Here is a 17,331-nt window from a genome sequence, read left to right on the forward strand (position 1 = left end):
GGGCGGGTGCCATGACCTCCGTGATGTCGCGGCGCGCTCTCGGCGCGCTGTCTGCCGCCGCCTTCGCCGCCGCCGTGCTGGCGGCCGGCGTGGCCCGTGCGCAGGTGATCGATTACGAGAACTCCGATCGGGCGATGAACGCCGCGATCGCGCAGGCGAGGCAATCGCTGCCGCATTTCGTGAGCCAGTTCCGTGCCGGGCGCGGCGAGCGCCATGCCGTGAAGGTCGCGATCCCGCGGCCCGACAGCGGCAACGAGCACATCTGGATGAGCCTCACCGGCATCGAGGGGGATGTCTTCGTCGGGCGCATCGCAAACGAGCCGGTCTATATCGATTACGAGCAGGGCGACGTCTATAGCGCCCCGAAGGCCCAGATCAGCGACTGGACCTATCGCGAGGGCGGCCTCGACCATGGCAGCTACACCACGCGGGTGATGCTCAAGCGCTTGACGCCGGAGCAACGCCAGCAGCTCGACCTCAAGCTGGCGCCGCTGCCCTGAGCCCTGCCTCCGCGCCGGCCTCGCAGTGAAACCATCCGGGCTGGGCCCGGATGGTTTTTCGTTTGCGCTTCAGGGTGAAGGGGCGGGTGGCTCAGCTGTTTTCGAGCTCGGCGCCGAGCGCCAGCCATTCCTCCTCGGCGGCGGTCAGCGCGCCCGCCAGCTCGGCCCGCTGGCGCGAGAGCAGCAGCGCCTTGTCCGGCTCGCGCGCAAAGGCGCCGTTGGCCAGCGCCGCGTCGACCTTGCCGATCAGCCCTTCGAGCTTGGCGATGCGGGCTTCCGCCAGGTTGAGCTTCTGGCGCAGCGGCCCTTGCGACTGGCGCTTGCTCGCCGCTTCCTTGCGGGCGCCCTGGGCCGGCTCGGCCGCGGCCTTCTCGCGCCTGGCCGGCTTGTCGCGCCCGAGCACGTAGTCGCGATAGTCGTCCATGTCGCCGTCGAAGCGCTTCACCGTACCGTCGCCGACTAGCCAGAGATCGTCGGCGCAGGCCTCGATCAGGAAGCGGTCATGGCTCACCAGGATGACGGCGCCCGGATACTCGTTGATCGCCTTGACCAGCGCGGTGCGGCTGTCGATGTCGAGATGGTTGGTCGGCTCGTCGAGGATGAGCAGATGCGGGCCGCCGAAGGTGGCGATGCCGAGCATGAGCCGCGCCTTTTCGCCGCCGGAGAGGTTCTTCACCGGCGTGTCGGCCTTGTTGGCCGGGAAGCCGACCTGCGCGGTGCGCGCCCGCACCCGCGCTTCCGGCGCATCGGGCATCAGGTCGCGGATATGACCGACCGGCGTATCCTCCATGCGCAGCTCGTCGAGCTGGTGCTGGGCGAAATAGGCCGTCTCCAGCTTGGTCGAGCGGCGCATCTGGCCGCTGAGCGGCGGCAGACGCCCGCCGATCAGCTTGCAGAAGGTCGACTTGCCGTTGCCGTTGGAGCCGAGCAGGGCGATGCGGTCGTCGGGCGCCAGCGTCAGGTTGAGGCGCGACAGCACGGTGCGCTCGCCATAGCCGGCGCTGGCGCCTTCCAGCACGACCATCGGCGGCGAGAGCTGGCGCTCCGGCGCCGGGAAGGAGAAGGCCTGCACGTCGCGGTCCTCGATCACCGCGATGTCCTGCATCTTCTCCAGCCGCTTGACGCGGGACTGCGCCTGCCGCGCCTTGCTGGCCTTGGCCTTGAAGCGGTCGACGAAGGCCTGAAGGTGCTTGCGCTCGGCGTCCTGCTTCTCGCGCTGCTTGGCGAGGTGCATCTGCTTCTCGGCGCGCAGGCGTTCGAAATCGCTGTAGCCGCCGCGATAGATCGTCAGCTTGCCCTGGTCGAGGTGCAGGATGTGGTCGACGCAGGTGTCGAGCAGCTCGCGATCATGGCTGACCACCAGTACGGTGTGCGGATAGCGCTCGAGATAGTCGTAGAGCCAGAGCGTGCCCTCGAGGTCGAGATAGTTGGTCGGCTCGTCGAGCAGCAGCAGGTCGGGCTGGGCGAAGAGCACGGCCGCGAGCGCGACGCGCATGCGCCAGCCGCCTGAGAAGTCGGAGCAGGGGCGCTGCTGTGCCGCCTCGTCGAAGCCGAGGCCGTGCAGCACGGTGGCGGCGCGGGCCGGCGCGGAGTGGGCGTCGATGTCTGCCAGGCGGGTCTCGATCTCGGCGATCCGCATCGGATCGGTCGCGGTCTCCGACTCCTTGATCAGCGCAGCCCGCTCGGTATCGGCGGCGAGCACCACCGAGATCAGCGATTCCGGGCCGCCCGGGGCTTCCTGCGCCACGCCGCCGATGCGCATGCCGCGCGGCAGGGCGACGTTGCCGCCCTCCGGCGAGAGCTCGCCGGTGATGATGCGGAACAGGGTGGTCTTGCCGGTGCCGTTGCGGCCGACGAGGCCGACGCGCGAGCCGGTGGGAAGGAAGGCGCTGGCCTTGTCGAGCAGCAGGCGCTCGCCGAGGCGGTAGGTGATGTCGTTGAGGGTGAGCATCCGCGGGGCTTTAGGCGTGTTCACCCCCGCGATGCAACGGGGAAAGCGCAGCATGCCGCCCCGTCACGGATTCGACACAGTGCGGCCACGGCGACGCCCGCCGAAGCGCTCAGGCAGGAATCAGCGTCAACCTGCTGATTCGCAAAGAGCAATCCATGCAGCTCGGATTCCTGTTGCAGCGTCCGCGTCGCGTATCGGTCCTGGCTATCCTCGTCGTTTTCGCCGCCCTCCTGCTCGGCACCATGGCCGCGCTCGCGGCGCTGGCGCCTTCGTCCTGTCGCGTGCCGGCGCCCGGCTTGTGGCAGGCCGGCGATTTGGCTAACGCTGGCGCATGCAGCGCATCGCCCTCTACACCGGCTCCTTCGACCCCGTGACCAACGGCCATGCCGACGTGATCGCGGCGGCCGCCGGCCTCTGCGACAGGCTCGTGCTGGCGATCGGGGTCCATCCCGGCAAGAAGCCGCTGCTCGGCGTCGACGAGCGGGCCGCGCTGTTGCGCGCCGTCGCGACGCCGCTGGCGCAGGCGCGCGGCGCCGCTGTCGAGGTCGTGACCTTCGACGGGCTGGCCGTCGACGCCGCGCGCAAGGCCGGCGCGACCACCATCGTGCGCGGCCTGCGCGACGGCACCGATTTCGATTACGAGATGCAGATGGTCGGGATGAACGCGGCGATGGCACCGGAGGTCCAAACCGTGTTCCTGCCGGCCGCGCCCGCCAGCCGCCACATCACCGCCACGCTGGTCCGCCAGATCGCCACCATGGGGGGCGACGTCTCCGCCTTCGTGCCGCCGGCCGTGGAGCGCGCGCTGAAGGCTGCGGTCGCCGCCCGCTGAGCCGCGAAAGCGGTGCGAAAACCACAGCGCGGGTTGCATTTTCGCACCCGCAATGGTGTGTCTTGACCTCGTTGAATCGCTGCGCCGCCCGGCGCTCCGTCTCCTCCTGAAGAGCCTCGCGATGCGTCTCTCCCGCTATTTCCTGCCGCTCCTGCGCGATACGCCCAAGGAAGCGGAGATCGTCTCGCATCGCCTGATGCTGCGCGCCGGCATGATCCGCCAGCAGTCCGCCGGCATCTATTCCTGGCTGCCGCTCGGCCTGCGCGTGCTCAACAAGATCTGCGCCGTGGTGCGCGAGGAGCAGAACCGCTCGGGCGCCATCGAGATCCTGATGCCGACGATCCAGTCGGCCGATCTCTGGCGCGAGAGCGGGCGCTACGACGCCTATGGCAAGGAGATGCTGCGCATCCGCGACCGGCACGACCGCGAGATGCTCTACGGGCCGACCAACGAGGAGATGGTCACCGAGATCTTCCGCTCCTACGTCAAGTCCTACAAGGACCTGCCGCTCAACCTCTACCACATCCAGTGGAAGTTCCGGGACGAGGTCCGCCCGCGCTTCGGCGTGATGCGTGGCCGCGAGTTCCTGATGAAGGACGCCTATTCCTTCGACATCGACCAGGCGACGGCCCGCCATGCCTACAACCGCATGTTCACGGCCTATCTGCGCACCTTCGCGCGGCTCGGCCTGAAGGCGATCCCGATGCGGGCCGACACCGGCCCGATCGGCGGCGACCTCAGCCACGAATTCATCGTGCTCGCCTCGACCGGCGAGAGCGAGGTGTTCTGCCACAGCGACTATCTCGACTTCCAGACGCCGGCCGCCGACACGGATTTCGACAGCCATGCCGGGCTGCAGGGCATCGTCGACAAGTGGACGAGCCTCTATGCGGCGACGGAGGAGATGCACGACGCCGGCGCCTTCGAGGCGATCCCGGCCGAGAAGCGCGTCTCGGCGCGCGGCATCGAGGTCGGTCACATCTTCTATTTCGGCACCAAGTATTCCGAGCCGATGGGCGCGACGGTGGCGGGCCCCGACGGCCAGCTGGTGCCGGTCCATATGGGTTCCTACGGCATCGGGCCGAGCCGGCTGGTGGCCGCGCTTATCGAGGCCGGGCACGACGAGGCCGGCATCGCCTGGCCGGAGGAGATCGCACCCTTCGACATCGCGGTGCTCAACCTCAAGACCGGCGACGCGGCGACCGACGCGGCCTGCGAGCAGCTCTATCGCGGCCTCGCCGCCAAGGGCTACGACATGGTCTACGACGACCGCGACGAGCGTCCGGGCGGCAAGTTCGCCACCGCCGACCTGATCGGCATTCCGTGGCAGATCATCGTCGGCCCCAAGGGGCTGGCCGAGGGCAAGGTCGAGCTCAAGCGCCGCGCCGGCGGCGAGCGCGAGCTGGTCTCGCTGGAGGCCGCGCTCGCGCGCTTCCCGGGCAAGGCTGCGTGATCGCGGCGGAGCTTCGGCGACGGCGGTTCGGCTGCGGGGGCGGATCGAACATCCTGCGCGGCGCCTCAGGGCGCCGCCCGGGCTCGCGGACGGGAGTGTAGGACATGGCGACCAGCACCGCTGCAAGCGTTCCCGAGGACGAGGGGACGCGGCAGACCGGCACGAAGCCCTTCGCGGGCTTCGAATGGCTGCTCGCCGGGCGCTATCTGCGCACGCGCCGGCGCGAGGGCTTCGTCTCTGTCATCGCCGGCTTCTCCTTCCTCGGCATCCTGCTCGGCGTCGCCACGCTGATCATCGTGATGTCGGTGATGAACGGCTTCCGCAAGGAGCTGCTCGAGAAGATCGTCGGCGTGAACGGCCACATCTTCGCCACCCCGATCGACCGGCCGCTCGACGATTACGTCTCGGTGGCCGAGCACCTGCGCAAGATCCACGGCGTCAAGCTCGCGATTCCGCTGGTCGAGGGGCAGGCGCTGGCCTCCGCCCCCTCCGGCGGCAGCAGCGGCGTGCTGGTGCGTGGCATCGCCGAATCCGACATCAAGGGCATCCCGTTCATCGCCGGCAACATCAAGCAGGGCACGCTGGACGGGTTCGAGGCCGCGGGCGGCATCGCCATCGGCCGCCGGCTCGCCGGCTCGCTCGGCGTCCAGGTCGGCGACACGGTCTCGATCGTCACGCCCAAGGGGCCGTCTACGCCGTTCGGCACCGCACCGCGGATCAAGGTCTATCCGGTGTCGGCGATCTTCGAGATCGGCATGTCGGAATTCGACGCCTCCTTCGTGTTCATGCCGCTGGGCGAGGCGCAGGCCTATTTCAACCGCGACGGCGACGTGAACGTCATCGAGGTGTTCATCGACGATCCCGACCGCACGCAGACCGTGCGCGACGCGATCGAGAAGGATCCGCCGCGGCCGCTGGTGCTCTCCGACTGGCGCCAGCGCAACCGCACCTTCTTCAACGCGCTCGAAGTCGAGCGGAACGTGATGTTCATCATCCTGACCCTGATCGTGCTGGTGGCGGCGCTCAACATCGTCTCGGGCCTGATCATGCTGGTGAAGGACAAGACCGCCGACATCGCGATCATGCGCACCATGGGGGCGACGCGCGGCTCGGTGCTGCGCATCTTCCTGATCGCCGGCGCCTCGATCGGCGTGGTCGGGACCTTCGCCGGGCTGGTGCTCGGCATCGTCTTCGCCCGCAACATCCAGACGATCAATCAGGGGCTCAGCTCGCTGCTCGGCATCAACCCCTGGGATCCGACCGTGCGCTTCCTCAGCGACATCCCCTCGGTGATCGACGCGCGCGAGGTCGCCACCGTAGTGATCATGGCGCTGGTGCTCTCGCTGCTGGCGACCCTCTATCCGGCCTGGAAGGCGGCGCGGCTCGACCCCGTCCAGGCCCTGCGGCTCGGTTGAGGAGAGAGGCGATGGCGACCGAGGTTCCCGCGCTCTTTCTCTCGCAGATCGAGCGCTACTATCCGCAGGCCGACGGCCCTCTGGAGATCCTGCGCCGGGCGGATTTCGCGATCTGGCCGGGCGAGATGGTCGCGCTGGTGGCGCCGAGCGGCACCGGCAAGTCGACGCTGCTGCACGTCGCCGGCCTGCTCGAAAGCCCCGATGCCGGCGAGGTCTTCGTCGGCGGCACCGCGACCTCGCAGCTCGACGATGCCGAGTTGACGCGGATGCGGCGTACCGAGATCGGCTTCGTCTACCAGTTCCATCATCTCCTGCCCGAACTCACGGCGCTGGAGAACGTGGTGCTGCCGCAGCGCATTCGCGGGCTGGGCAAGCGCGAGGCGGAATCGCGTTCGCGCGAGCTCCTGACCTTCCTCGGTCTCGGCGAGCGGCTCGACCATTTCCCGAGCGAGCTCTCGGGCGGCGAGCAACAGCGCGTCGCGATCGGCCGTGCCGTCGCCAATGCGCCGCGCGTGCTGCTGGCCGACGAGCCGACCGGCAATCTCGACCCCCAGACCTCGCTGCACGTCTTCTCGACGCTGATGGCGCTGGCGCGCGCCTCGGGGCTGGCGGCGCTGATCGCGACGCATAATCTCGACCTGGCCCGGCGCATGGACCGCCAGGTCACCATCCGCGACGGGCTGGTGGTGCCGCTCGACTGAGCGCGCTCTCCAAAGGGCAGGTTCCGCTGGACGCCGGTGGGGCGATTACTCGATGATCCGCGGGCGAATCGTGCCGGCGGCCGGGCTCCCTCCGGCCTCACGGCGCTGTCTCCCGCTGGATCGACCGACCGTGCGCAGCCTTTCCGCCTCCCTTCGCCCCGCCGCCGCTCCTGCGATCTCGCTCGCGGCGCTGATGCTGGCCGCGGGCTCCGCCCTGGCGCAGGGAGCGGCGAGTTTCGAGACGCCGGAGTATTTCGCCTCGCGTGCGCTGGCGCAGGTCAATGCGTCGGAGGCCTATGCACTCGGCCTCACCGGCAAGGGCGTGCTGATCGGCATCGCCGATAGCGGCCTCGATTCCCGTCACAGCGAATTCCTCGGGCGGGTGCTGCCGGGCTATGACTTCCTGCGGGATCGGCCGCTGCTGCCGGGCACGAACTCCGATTTCACGCCGCACGGCACGCATGTCACCGGCATCGCCGCCGCGGCTCGCGACGGACAGGGCATGCACGGCGTCGCCTTCGCCGCGCAGGTCGTGCCGGCCAAGCTCGGTGCGCTCGGCGGGCTCGATCTCTATTTCTCGACGCCGTGGCCGTTCCTCGCCGCGCAGGGCGTCTCGGTGATCAATGCGAGCTACGGCATCGGTGGCGGCGCCTCGCCCCTGGCGCCGGACGTCACCAGCGTCACCCGCAACGACATCCAGACGCAGTTTCCCAAGGTGCTGGACGGCGCGCGCGGGCTCGCCGATGCCGGTATCCTGATGGTGGTGGCGAACGGCAACGCCTCGCTGCCCAATCCCGACGCCCTGCCGGCCCTGCCGCATCTTTTTCCGGAGCTGAAGAACAGCTGGCTCGCGGTCGGCGCGGTCGATGCCAACAACGTCATCGCGGGCTTCAGCAATCGCTGCGGCGTGGCGCGGGACTGGTGCCTCGTCGCGCCGGGCGTCGACATCTACTCGACCCTGCCGATCCTGCCCGGCCCGCCGGCGCAGATGCGCTACGGCCTCGATAGCGGCACCTCGATGGCGGCGCCGGTGGTGACCGGGGCGGCGGCGCTGGTCAAGGAGGCCTTCCCCTGGTTCGCCGCGCCCGAGCTGCAGCAGACGCTCCTGACAACCGCGACCGATCTCGGCGCGCCGGGCGTCGACGACGTCTATGGCTGGGGCCTGCTCAATGTCGGCAAGGCGGTGCGCGGCCCGGCGCAGTTCGTCGGCGTCTTCGACACCGACACCAAGGGCTGGTCCGGCACCTTCTCGAATGACATCGCAGGCGCTGGCGGGCTGGTGAAGCGCGGCGAGGGCAGCCTGACGCTGAGCGGGCGCAACAGCTATGCCGGCGGCACCGCCGTGCTCGGCGGCACGCTGGTCGTCAACGGCCTGCTGTCCTCCGACGTCACGGTGGGGCAGGGCGGCACGCTGCGCGGCACAGGGCTGATCGTGGCGAACCTCGCCTCCGAGGGCATGGTGCGACCGGGCAATTCGCCGGGCACGCTGCTGGTGGCCGGGGCAAACTTCGGCCCGTCGAGCCGGCTGGTCCTCGACATCGACGGCAGGGCCACGGCAAGCGGCGCCGGCAGCTATTCGCGCCTCGCCGTCCTCGGCCCGACGGCGGTGACGGCGGGCGGCCGGCTGGTGCCGGTGCTGCGCGGGATCGCGGGCGATGCCGGCAACGCCTTCACCCCGACGCTGGGGGAGAGCTTCGAGGTGCTGGTCGCCTCGGGCGGAATCGCGGGCAGCTTCGTTGGGCTCGACCAGCCGGGCGAGGGGCTCGCCGCCGGCACGCGCTTCGACGCGCTCTATCGCGAGGCCGGCCTGTCGCTCGTGGTGACGCCCTCGGCCTATGCCGGCCTCGCAGGCCTCTCCGCCAATGGGATGTCGGTGGCGCAGGCGCTCGACGCGGCCCGGCCCGCCGCCGGCGTGCGGCCCGACGCGGCGCACGGGCAGGTCTTCGATGCGCTCTATCAGGCCGCGCCGGCGACGCTCGGCCAGGAGATCGCCGGCCTGTCCGGGCGCAGCCATGCCGCGGCCGGAGCGATGGCACTCTCCGGGCAGCAGGTGATCGGTGCTGCGATCGACCGCCGGCTCACCACCGATCTCGGCGTCTTCGACAGGCTTGCGGGCGGCGGCAATGGTTATGCTGCGCTGGCCGGCAAGGGGCCGGTGGCCATGGCGCCGCAGGGCTTGGCGCAGGCCGCCGTCACCGGACGGTTCTGGGGGCAGGGGCTTTACGGCTTCGGCCGCCGCAGCGGCGATGCCGACGGTCCGGGCGGCGGCATCGACATGGCCGGCGCGCTGGTCGGGCTCGACGTCTCGCCGGGCGAGGGCAGCCTGTTCGGCGGCGCGCTCGGCTTCCTGCGCTCACGCAGCGACGCCACGCGGGCCCAGGCCGAGCGCATCGCGGTCGACGGCTACAGCGCCTCGCTCTATGGCGGCACGACGTTCGGCCGGTTCACGCTGCGCGGCTCGTTCGGCGCGAGCTACAGCCGCACGGAGGTCGACCGCACCATCACCCTCGGCCCGGTGCGCCAGCGGGCCCATGGCGAGGCGGACGGCTACGGCATCTTCGGCACGGCGATGGCGGGCTACCGGCTGGCGACCCTCGCCGGGCTGGCGCTGTCGCCGGAAGCCGGGCTCTCGGTCAACCATATCCGCCGCGACGGGCTGACGGAGCAGGGCGCCGGCGCTTTCGGGCTTTCGCTGAGATCGCTCGACGCTACCTCGGTGCGGACGCTGGCCGGTATCAGGCTGGCGACGCCGCTCGGCCCCGGCGACGGGCTGCGGCTCGACCTCAAGGCGTATTGGGCGCATGAGCTCGGCGACGCCCGCGTGGTGCAGCAGGCCAGCCTGCTCGGCGCCGGCTTCGTCACGCGCGGCGCCAAGGCGGGACGCGACGGTGCGGTGGTCGGCGCCAGCCTGGCGGCACGGCTGGCGCCCTCGGTCGAGCTGATCGGCTCCTATGACGGCGACCTGCGCCGCGGCGCCATGACCCATCGCTTCTCGCTGGCGGCCACGACGCGCTGGTAGGCGCGCCGCGACGCGCGATCGTCGCGGTCTGGCTACTCAGCCGCGCAGGAAATCGAGCACCGCAGTGCCGAACGCCTCGGGCTGCTCGACATTGGAAATGTGGGCGGCGTCGAGCACCTGCGTGCGCGCACCGGGGATCGTCGCGGCGATCAGCTCGCCATCGGCCGGCGTGGTCGCGGGATCCTTGGCGCCGATGATCACCAGAACCGGATTGTGCGCCATCGCGATGCTCTCGCGCTGGTCCATGTCGCGGATCGCCATGCAGGAGCCGCGATAGCCGTCGACCGGCGTGCGCAGGATCATGGCGCGCATCCGCGCCATCGTCTCCGGAGCGGCCTCGCGGAAGGATTGCGGGAACCAGCGCGTGATCGTCGGTTCTGCGAGGCTTTCCATGCCGCCGTTTTCGGCAGCAGCGATGCGCCCGTCCCAGAGGCTGGTCGGGCCCATATAGGGCGCCGTATTGGCCAGAACGGCCCGGTCGAGACGGTCCGGCGCATGGGTGAGCAGCCACATGCCGACCATGCCGCCCATGGAGAGGCCGCAGAAATGGGCACGCTGGATGCCGAGTGCATCCAGAACCGCCAGCGCGTCGCGGCCCAGCCGCTCCATCGTATAGGGCGGCGCCGTCACCGCGCTGAGGCCGTGGCCGCGCTGGTCGTAGCGGATCACGCGGAAATGGCGGGTCCAGAGCGGCAGCTGGTCCTCCCACATCGTCATGTCGGAACTGAGGGAGTTGGAGAGGAGGAGGGCGGGTGCCGTCTCCGGCCCGTCGCTCCTGACCTCGAAGGCGGCCCCGTCGATCTCGATGCGCATGCTGGCGATTCCCTGGTTTGGTCGGCCCATGGTGCCCGTGCCGGCGCGGTCGGCGCAAGCTTTGCACATGCTGTTCGAGCCAGTGTGGCAAGAAACATGCATACTTGTCTGTCTGTAACTTTCTGCTAGAGGGAGCGCATGGTTCACCTGGTCGAGAAGCAGCGTCGGACACAGGAGGAGCGTTCCGCCGAAACGCGCGGACGCCTCGTCGACGCGACTCTCGATCTGCTCGTCGAACGCGGCTACGCACTGGCGACGACCGCCGACATCGCCCGCCGGGCCGGCGTGACGCGTGGCGCGCTCAACCATCATTTCTCGGGCAAGGACGACCTGATCGCCCAGTCGGTCTGCCATCAGCTGCGCGGCTGGATCGAGGAGATCCGCGAGGTCGCCCGCCAGGTGCAGGGCGGCAGCCTGTCGCTCTCGGCCTTCGTCGACCGGATGTGGGAGCTGTTCTCCGGCCGGCTCTTCCTGGTGACGCTCGAGCACATCACGGCCGCCCGCCACAATCCCTATCTGCGCGAGCAGCTCGTGCCGGTGACGCGCCAGTTCCACAGCGCGCTCGACGAGACCTGGCGCGACTTCTTCGACGGCACGGGCCTGCGCGAGCCCGAGGTCGAGGCGGCCTTCAACGCCACGCTGTGCCTGATGCGCGGCATGAGCCTCCAGACCATTCTGCGCGAGGATCCCGCCTATTACGCGCGCCTGCTCGGCTTCTGGAAAAGCGTGCTGGCGAACCATTCCGCGCAGGGAACCGGGGCGAGCCTCCCGATGACGAGCGAACGGCCAGACAAGGACGACAGCAAGTGACTGACGCGATCATCTTCGAGAACGCACGACTGCTCGACGGCACCAGCGCGGAGGGCGAGCACGACCGCTTCGTGCGGATCGAGGGCGGGCTGATCCGCGAGGTGTCGGATCGCCCGATCGCCGACACCGGCGCGCGCCGCATCGACCTCAAGGGCAAGACCCTGATGCCCGGCCTGATCGACTGCCATGTGCACGTCATCGCCGGCACCGCCAATTTCGGCCAGAACGCCATGCTGCCCGACGCGCTGGTGGCGTTGCGCGCCGTCAAGCTGATGGGCGAGATGCTCTCGCGCGGCTTCACCACCGTCCGCGACGTCGGCGGCGCGACCTATGCGCTGGTCGATGCCCAGGAGCAGGGGCTCTATGTCGGGCCGCGGCTGGTGATCTGCGGCAAGGCGCTGTCGCAGACCTGCGGCCATTCCGACTTCCGCGGCCGCTACGACAATCGCGTGCCGGACTACCAGACCTATCAGCTCGGCTCGCTCGGCCGGATCTGCGACGGCGTCGACGCCTGCCGTGCCGCCGCCCGCGACGAAATCCGTCAGGGCGCGCAGTTCATCAAGATCATGGCGAATGGCGGCGTCGCCTCGCCGACCGACCCGATCGCCTTCCTCGGCTTCAGCGATTCCGAGATCGCGGCGATCGTCGAGGAGGCGCGCAACGCCCAGACCTATGTCTCGGCCCATCTCTACACCGATGACGGCATCGCCCGGGCGGTGAAGCTCGGCGTGCGCTCGGTCGAGCATGCCAACCTGATCGAGCCCGCCACCGCCCGGCTGATGCGAGAGCGCAAGGCGATCGCCTGCCCGACGCTGGTCACCTACGAGGCGCTCAACAACGAGGGCGCGACCTACGGGCTCCCGGCCGATTCCGTCGCCAAGATCGACGATGTCCGCCTGCGCGGGCTGAAATCGCTGGAGATCATGCAGGAGGCCGGCGTCACCATGGCCTACGGCACCGACCTGCTCGGCGCCATGCATCGCCACCAGTCCGAGGAGTTCGTGATCCGCGGGCGCGTGCTGCCCGCCATCGAGGTCATCCGCTCCGCCACCGTCAACGCGGCCGAGTTGATCGGGATGACGGGCAAGATCGGCGTGATCAGGCCCGATGCCTATGCCGACTTCATCGTCGTCGACGGCGACCCGCTCGCCGACCTCGCGCTGCTGACCGAGCAGGGTCGCCACATGCCGCTCATCATGAAGGGCGGCGACTTCATCAAGAACGAACTGAACTAATCAGAAAGGGAACAGCCATGACGACCAATCGCCGCCAGTTCATCGGTACCCTCGGCGCCGCCTCGGCGCTGATCACCGCCCCCTCCGTCCTGCGCGCCCAGACGCAGAGCACCTTCCGCATCGGCGCGCTCTGCCCGGTCACCGGCGCCGGTGCGCCCTATGGCTCCGGCATGCAGAAGATGATCACGGCCGCCGCCGAGATGGTCAACGCCGCCGGCGGGGCCGCCGGCCGCAAGCTCGAAGTCGTCGCCGAGGATACCCAGACCAGCCCGCAGGCCGGCGTGCTCGCCGCCAAGAAGCTGATCGACGTCAACAAGGTGCAGGCGATCCTCGGCACCTGGTCGTCGGGCGTCTCGCTCGCGGTCGCGCCGCTGACCAACGACGCCAACATGATCCTGATGAACACCTCGGGCGCCCCGGCGCTGTCGGTGCCGCCGGCCAACGCCAAGGGCCTGTCCTACCGCTTCCAGGCGACCAATGACCGCTTCGGCAAGGCCTTCGCCGAGATCTGCGTCAAGGAAGGCTTCAAGCGCCCCGCCACCATGGCCTTCAACAACGCCTCGGGCATCGGCAACACCGAGGGCTTCCGCAAGGCGTGGGAGGCCAAGGGCAACAAGGTGCTGGAGAACATCGTCTACGAGCCGGCCCAGCCCTCCTACCGTTCCGAGCTGCAGCGCGTTCTCGCTACCAACCCGGACGTGATCGTCACCGGCTCCTATCTGTCGGACACCACGATCATCCTGCGCGAGTGGTTCCAGAGCGGCCAGCCGGTCAAGTGGATCATCCCCGGCTGGGCGGCGAACCAGGAGCTGGTCAAGGCGCTCGGCCCGGAGGTCTGCGAAGGCATCATCTCGGTCGACACGATCTCGAACGAGACCGCCCCCTCGTTCAAGCTCTATGACGAGGCCTACCAGAAGGCGATGAACCAGTCGGGCCAGTCGAACATCTTCAGCGCCATGACCTGGGACATGGTCGTGACGCTGGCCCTGGCGATCGAGGCCGCGAACGCGACCGACACCGCCTCGATCAACGCCAAGATCCGCGACGTCGCCAATCCCGACGGCACCAAGGTCTACAGCTTCGCCGAGGGCAAGGAGGCGCTGAAGAAGGGCCCGATCAACTACGAGGGCGCTTCCTCGGTGCTCGACTTCGACCAGTATGGCGACGTCTCGCCGGCCTTCGGCGTGTTCTTCATCGAGGGCGGCAAGCTGAACCGCCGCTACGTCGTCAACATCTGAAACGTCGGGTTCCGTCGCCTACGAGGCGGCGGAACCCGCTCCCTGTCCCGGTGCCCCCCAATGGCTTGCTCATGTTCTACGCCCAGCTCTTCGTGAACGGCCTGTTCCAGGGCCTCGTCATAGGCCTGGCCGCGCTGTCGATCACGCTCGTCTTCGGTATCGCCCGCTTCCCGAATGCGGCGACCGGCGATTCCATGACATTGGGGGCCTATGCCGCCCTGTCGGCGCACAAGGCCAGCGGCTCCTTCTTGCTCGCGGGCGTCAGCGCCGCCGGCGCCACCGGCATCGCCATGCTGCTGGCCTACTGGCTGGTGTTCCGCAAGCTCGCCAACCGCTCGGTCGTGGCGCTGCTCGTCGCCTCGATCGGCATCGCCTTCTTCCTGCGTGCCGTGCTCGGCGTGGCCTTCGGCCACGGCCAGCAGGTCTTCCAGATGCCGCTGTCGCGTCCGCACGTGTTCGGCGGGCTGCGCATCCTGCCGCTCGACCTGCAGATGGCGACCGTCGCCCTGGTCACGCTGATCGCCGTCTTCGGCCTGCTCTACCTGACGCCGATCGGGCGCCAGATGCGTGCCGTCGCCGACAACCGCGATCTCGCGCGGGTCTCGGGCATCCGCCCGGGCCGGGTCATGGTGGCGCTCTGGCTGCTCGCCGGCGCGGTCGCCGGCATCGCCGGGATGATGCTCGGCATGAAGACGATCGTCACGCCGGAGTTCGGCTGGGAGATGCTGCTGCCGGCCTTCACCGCCGCGATCCTCGGCGGCATCGGCTCGCCGGTCGGCGCGGTCGTCGCCGGTCTGATCCTTGGCGCGATGCAGGAGGTCGCCACGCCTTTCGTCGGCTTCACCTACAAGATCGCCATCGCCTTCGTGGTGATGCTGCTCGTCCTGCTGCTGCGTCCGCGCGGCCTGTTCGGCCGACTCGAGGGAGTGCGCTGATGGAAGCCTATCTCCTCGCGATCGGCATCATCGCGCTGATCTACGTGCTGCTCAGCCTCGGGCTGACGCTGCAATACGGCCTGACCGGGCTGATCAATTTCGGCCATGTCGGCTTCTTCGCGATCGGCGCCTACACCAGCACGCTGCTGGTGATGAACGGCGCGCCGTTCATCGTCGGCTTCGCCGCCGCCGCGCTGCTGGCGGGGATCGCGGCCTGGCCGATCGGGCTCGTCGCGCTGCGGCTGCGCGACGACTACTTCGCCATCGTCACGCTCGGCTTCTCCGAGGTGGTCCGCATCGTCCTGACCAGCGAGCGCTGGCTCACCCAGGGCGTCCAGGGCATCCCGGGCATCCCGCGCCTGTTCGACAGCCTCAAGGGAACGACCGGGCAGCTCGCCACCTTCGCCACCGTGCTGGTGGTGACGATCGCCGCCGCCTGGATGATCCGCCGCATCGCGGGATCGCCCTTCGGCCGCATCATCGAGGCGATCCGCGACAACGAGGAAGCGGTGCAGGCGCTCGGCAAGGATCCGCCGCGCTTCAAGATCCAGGTGCTGGTGGTCGGCGCTGCGCTCGCCGGCATCGCCGGTGCGTTCTACGCCCACTACATCACCTACATCGTGCCCGAGCAGTACATCCCGCTCGTCACCTTCTACGTCTGGATGGCGGTCATCATGGGCGGCGTCGGCCGGGTCTCGGGCGCCGTGGTCGGCTCCGTGATCCTCGTCGCCTTCCTCGAGGGCTCGCGCTTCATCCGCGACGTGATTCCCGGCATCTCGGCGGTCGACATGGCCTCGATCCGCATCGGGCTCGTCGGTCTGCTGCTGATCCTGTTCGTGCTGTACCGGCCGCAGGGCCTGATGGGGGACTACACAAAGCGATGACCCTCGAGATCCGCGATATCAGCAAGTCCTTCGGGGGCTTCAAGGCCCTCGACGGCATGACCCTGACGATCGACAGCAAGGGGCTGTTCGGCATCATCGGGCCGAACGGCGCCGGCAAGTCGACCCTGTTCTCGGTGGTCTCCGGCTTCCAGCATGCCGATTCCGGCGAGATCCGGATGGACGGCAAGGTCATCGACAAGCTGTCGCCGCCCGAGCGGGCGCGCGCCGGCATGGTCCGCACCTTCCAGGTGCCGCGCGAGTTCTCGCACCTGACGGTGCGGGAGAACCTGATGGCGGCGGCGCCGGGGCAGGCGGGCGAGAGCCTGGTCGGCCTGTTCTTCCGGCCGGGCCAGGTCCGCAAGGAAGAGGCGGCGATCGCCGAGAAGGTGGCGACCACGATCGAGTTCCTGCGGCTCGGCAAGGTCGCCGACGTGCCCTCCGGCAAGCTCTCCGGCGGCCAGAAGAAGCTGCTCGAACTCGGCCGCGCCCTGATGGTCGACCCCACGCTGATCCTGCTCGACGAGCCCTTCGCCGGCGTGAACCCGGTGCTGATCGGCGAGATCATGGAGCGCATCGCCGAGCTGAACACGCGCGGCATCGGCTTCGTCATCATCGAGCACGACCTGCAGGCCCTGACCCGGCTCGTGCCCCGTCTGGCGGTGATGGATCGCGGCCGCTTGCTGGCCGAGGGCGCGCCGGCCGCCGTGCTGGAAGACCCGGTCGTGCGTGAAGCCTATCTCGGAGGTGCGTCGTGACGCTGCTCGACATCAAGGACGTCCGCGGCGGCTATGGCGAGGTCGACATCCTCAACGGGATCTCGCTCTCGCTGGCGCAGGGCGAGATCCTGACGGTCGCCGGCACCAACGGTGCCGGCAAGTCGACCCTGGCCAAGGCGATCGTCGGCCTGCTGCCGCGCGTCTCCGGCACGATCCGCTTCGAGGGCCGCGACCTGCTGCCGCTCTCGACCGAGGATCGCGTCGCCGCCGGCATCGGCTATGTGCCGCAGGTCGCCAACGTGTTCGGCTCGATGACCATCCTGGAGAACCTGCAGGTGGTGGTCGGCGTGCGCGACCAGGCGGCCCGCATCCGCGAGCTGTTCGAGGCCTTCCCGCTGCTCGGTGAGCGCAAGCGTACCCGCGCCGGCTCGCTCTCCGGCGGCGAGCGCCAGCAGCTTGCCTTCGCGCGGGCGCTGATGACCCGGCCGCGGATGATGATCCTCGACGAGCCGACCGCGGCGCTGGCGCCGGCGAAGGTCGCCGAGGCCTTCGAGCTGATCAAGCGCCTGCCGACGCTCGGCGTCTCGGTGCTGGTGGTCGAGCAGCGCGCCCGGCAGTCGCTGGCGATCTCGGATACTGGCTGCATCCTCGATGGCGGCAAGGTCGCGCTCGAGGGGCAGGCCAAGAGCCTGCTCGACGATCCCAAGGCGGCCGAGCTCTATCTCGGCCAGCACTGACCCGGAACGGGCCGGTCCCCTGGACCGGCCCGTTTTTCATCCAGATCCGTCATCACGCCCGCGCGGATCGCCACGCGAGCCGCTATGCTGGC

At 69.4% G+C, this 17,331-nt stretch carries 16 protein-coding genes; 14 read left to right on the top strand and 2 right to left on the bottom strand.

Features of this window, described 5'->3' with window-relative positions; translation table 11 throughout:
• Positions 1-11 precede the first annotated feature (11 nt).
• Positions 12-500 carry a YegJ family protein gene (locus ABE438_RS03815; protein WP_346501205.1) on the top strand — a complete coding sequence of 163 codons (489 nt, stop codon included), beginning with the start codon at positions 12-14 and terminating at the stop codon, positions 498-500.
• A 91-nt stretch (positions 501-591) separates the two neighbouring features.
• On the opposite strand, the gene ABE438_RS03820 is transcribed toward ABE438_RS03815, so the two are convergent.
• Positions 592-2,451 (bottom strand): ABC-F family ATP-binding cassette domain-containing protein, encoded by a 1,860-nt coding sequence (locus ABE438_RS03820; protein ID WP_346501206.1) that lies wholly within the window; start codon positions 2,449-2,451, stop codon positions 592-594.
• Between the two features lie 155 nt (positions 2,452-2,606).
• On the opposite strand from ABE438_RS03820, the gene ABE438_RS03825 reads away from it, so the two are divergent.
• The 6 genes from ABE438_RS03825 (at position 2,607) to ABE438_RS03850 (ending at position 9,871) form a co-directional block, all read left to right on the top strand.
• A complete protein-coding gene (locus tag ABE438_RS03825) occupies positions 2,607-2,825 on the top strand; it encodes a hypothetical protein (RefSeq protein WP_346501207.1) in 219 nt (72 codons plus the stop codon).
• A complete protein-coding gene (gene coaD / locus ABE438_RS03830) occupies positions 2,783-3,283 on the top strand; it encodes a pantetheine-phosphate adenylyltransferase (RefSeq protein ID WP_346501208.1) in 501 nt (166 codons plus the stop codon). Before ABE438_RS03825 ends, coaD begins: the two co-directional genes overlap by 43 nt.
• A gap of 121 nt (positions 3,284-3,404) precedes the next feature.
• Positions 3,405-4,736, top strand: coding sequence for a proline--tRNA ligase (gene proS / locus ABE438_RS03835; protein ID WP_346501209.1), 1,332 nt, complete (start codon positions 3,405-3,407; stop codon positions 4,734-4,736).
• Between the two features lie 104 nt (positions 4,737-4,840).
• Complete coding sequence (locus ABE438_RS03840; protein ID WP_346501210.1) at positions 4,841-6,151, top strand: lipoprotein-releasing ABC transporter permease subunit; 1,311 nt, start codon at positions 4,841-4,843, stop codon at positions 6,149-6,151.
• An 11-nt stretch (positions 6,152-6,162) separates the two neighbouring features.
• Positions 6,163-6,852 carry an ABC transporter ATP-binding protein gene (locus ABE438_RS03845; protein WP_346501211.1) on the top strand — a complete coding sequence of 230 codons (690 nt, stop codon included), beginning with the start codon at positions 6,163-6,165 and terminating at the stop codon, positions 6,850-6,852.
• Between the two features lie 130 nt (positions 6,853-6,982).
• A complete protein-coding gene (locus ABE438_RS03850) occupies positions 6,983-9,871 on the top strand; it encodes a S8 family serine peptidase (RefSeq protein ID WP_346501212.1) in 2,889 nt (962 codons plus the stop codon).
• Positions 9,872-9,907: 36 nt separating this feature from the next.
• Here ABE438_RS03850 and pcaD read toward each other — a convergent pair whose 3' ends face one another.
• Complete coding sequence (gene pcaD, locus ABE438_RS03855) at positions 9,908-10,684, bottom strand: 3-oxoadipate enol-lactonase (protein ID WP_346501213.1); 777 nt, start codon at positions 10,682-10,684, stop codon at positions 9,908-9,910.
• 138 nt (positions 10,685-10,822) lie between these two features.
• Between pcaD and ABE438_RS03860 the strand changes: the two genes are divergently transcribed.
• From ABE438_RS03860 to ABE438_RS03890, 7 genes are all read left to right on the top strand, one after another.
• A complete protein-coding gene (locus ABE438_RS03860) occupies positions 10,823-11,494 on the top strand; it encodes a TetR/AcrR family transcriptional regulator (protein WP_346501214.1) in 672 nt (223 codons plus the stop codon).
• Complete coding sequence (locus tag ABE438_RS03865) at positions 11,491-12,729, top strand: metal-dependent hydrolase family protein (RefSeq protein WP_346501215.1); 1,239 nt, start codon at positions 11,491-11,493, stop codon at positions 12,727-12,729. Before ABE438_RS03860 ends, ABE438_RS03865 begins: the two co-directional genes overlap by 4 nt.
• Before the next feature lie 17 nt (positions 12,730-12,746).
• Positions 12,747-13,967 (top strand): ABC transporter substrate-binding protein, encoded by a 1,221-nt coding sequence (locus ABE438_RS03870; protein WP_346501216.1) that lies wholly within the window; start codon positions 12,747-12,749, stop codon positions 13,965-13,967.
• A 71-nt stretch (positions 13,968-14,038) separates the two neighbouring features.
• The gene (locus tag ABE438_RS03875) at positions 14,039-14,902 is read left to right on the top strand and encodes a branched-chain amino acid ABC transporter permease (protein WP_346501217.1); all 864 of its coding nucleotides are present in this window, start codon (positions 14,039-14,041) and stop codon (positions 14,900-14,902) included.
• Entirely contained in the window at positions 14,902-15,786 is an 885-nt protein-coding gene (locus tag ABE438_RS03880) for a branched-chain amino acid ABC transporter permease (RefSeq protein ID WP_346501218.1), read from the top strand. The genes ABE438_RS03875 and ABE438_RS03880 overlap by 1 nt, the downstream gene beginning before the upstream one ends.
• The gene (locus ABE438_RS03885; RefSeq protein WP_346501219.1) at positions 15,783-16,541 is read left to right on the top strand and encodes an ABC transporter ATP-binding protein; all 759 of its coding nucleotides are present in this window, start codon (positions 15,783-15,785) and stop codon (positions 16,539-16,541) included. Before ABE438_RS03880 ends, ABE438_RS03885 begins: the two co-directional genes overlap by 4 nt.
• Positions 16,538-17,239, top strand: coding sequence for an ABC transporter ATP-binding protein (locus ABE438_RS03890; RefSeq protein WP_346501220.1), 702 nt, complete (start codon positions 16,538-16,540; stop codon positions 17,237-17,239). The genes ABE438_RS03885 and ABE438_RS03890 overlap by 4 nt, the downstream gene beginning before the upstream one ends.
• Positions 17,240-17,331: the final 92 nt, after the last annotated feature.

It is taken from the genome of Allobosea sp. TWI1241 (genome assembly GCF_039673065.1).
In the GTDB taxonomy this organism is placed as follows: domain Bacteria; phylum Pseudomonadota; class Alphaproteobacteria; order Rhizobiales; family Beijerinckiaceae; genus Allobosea.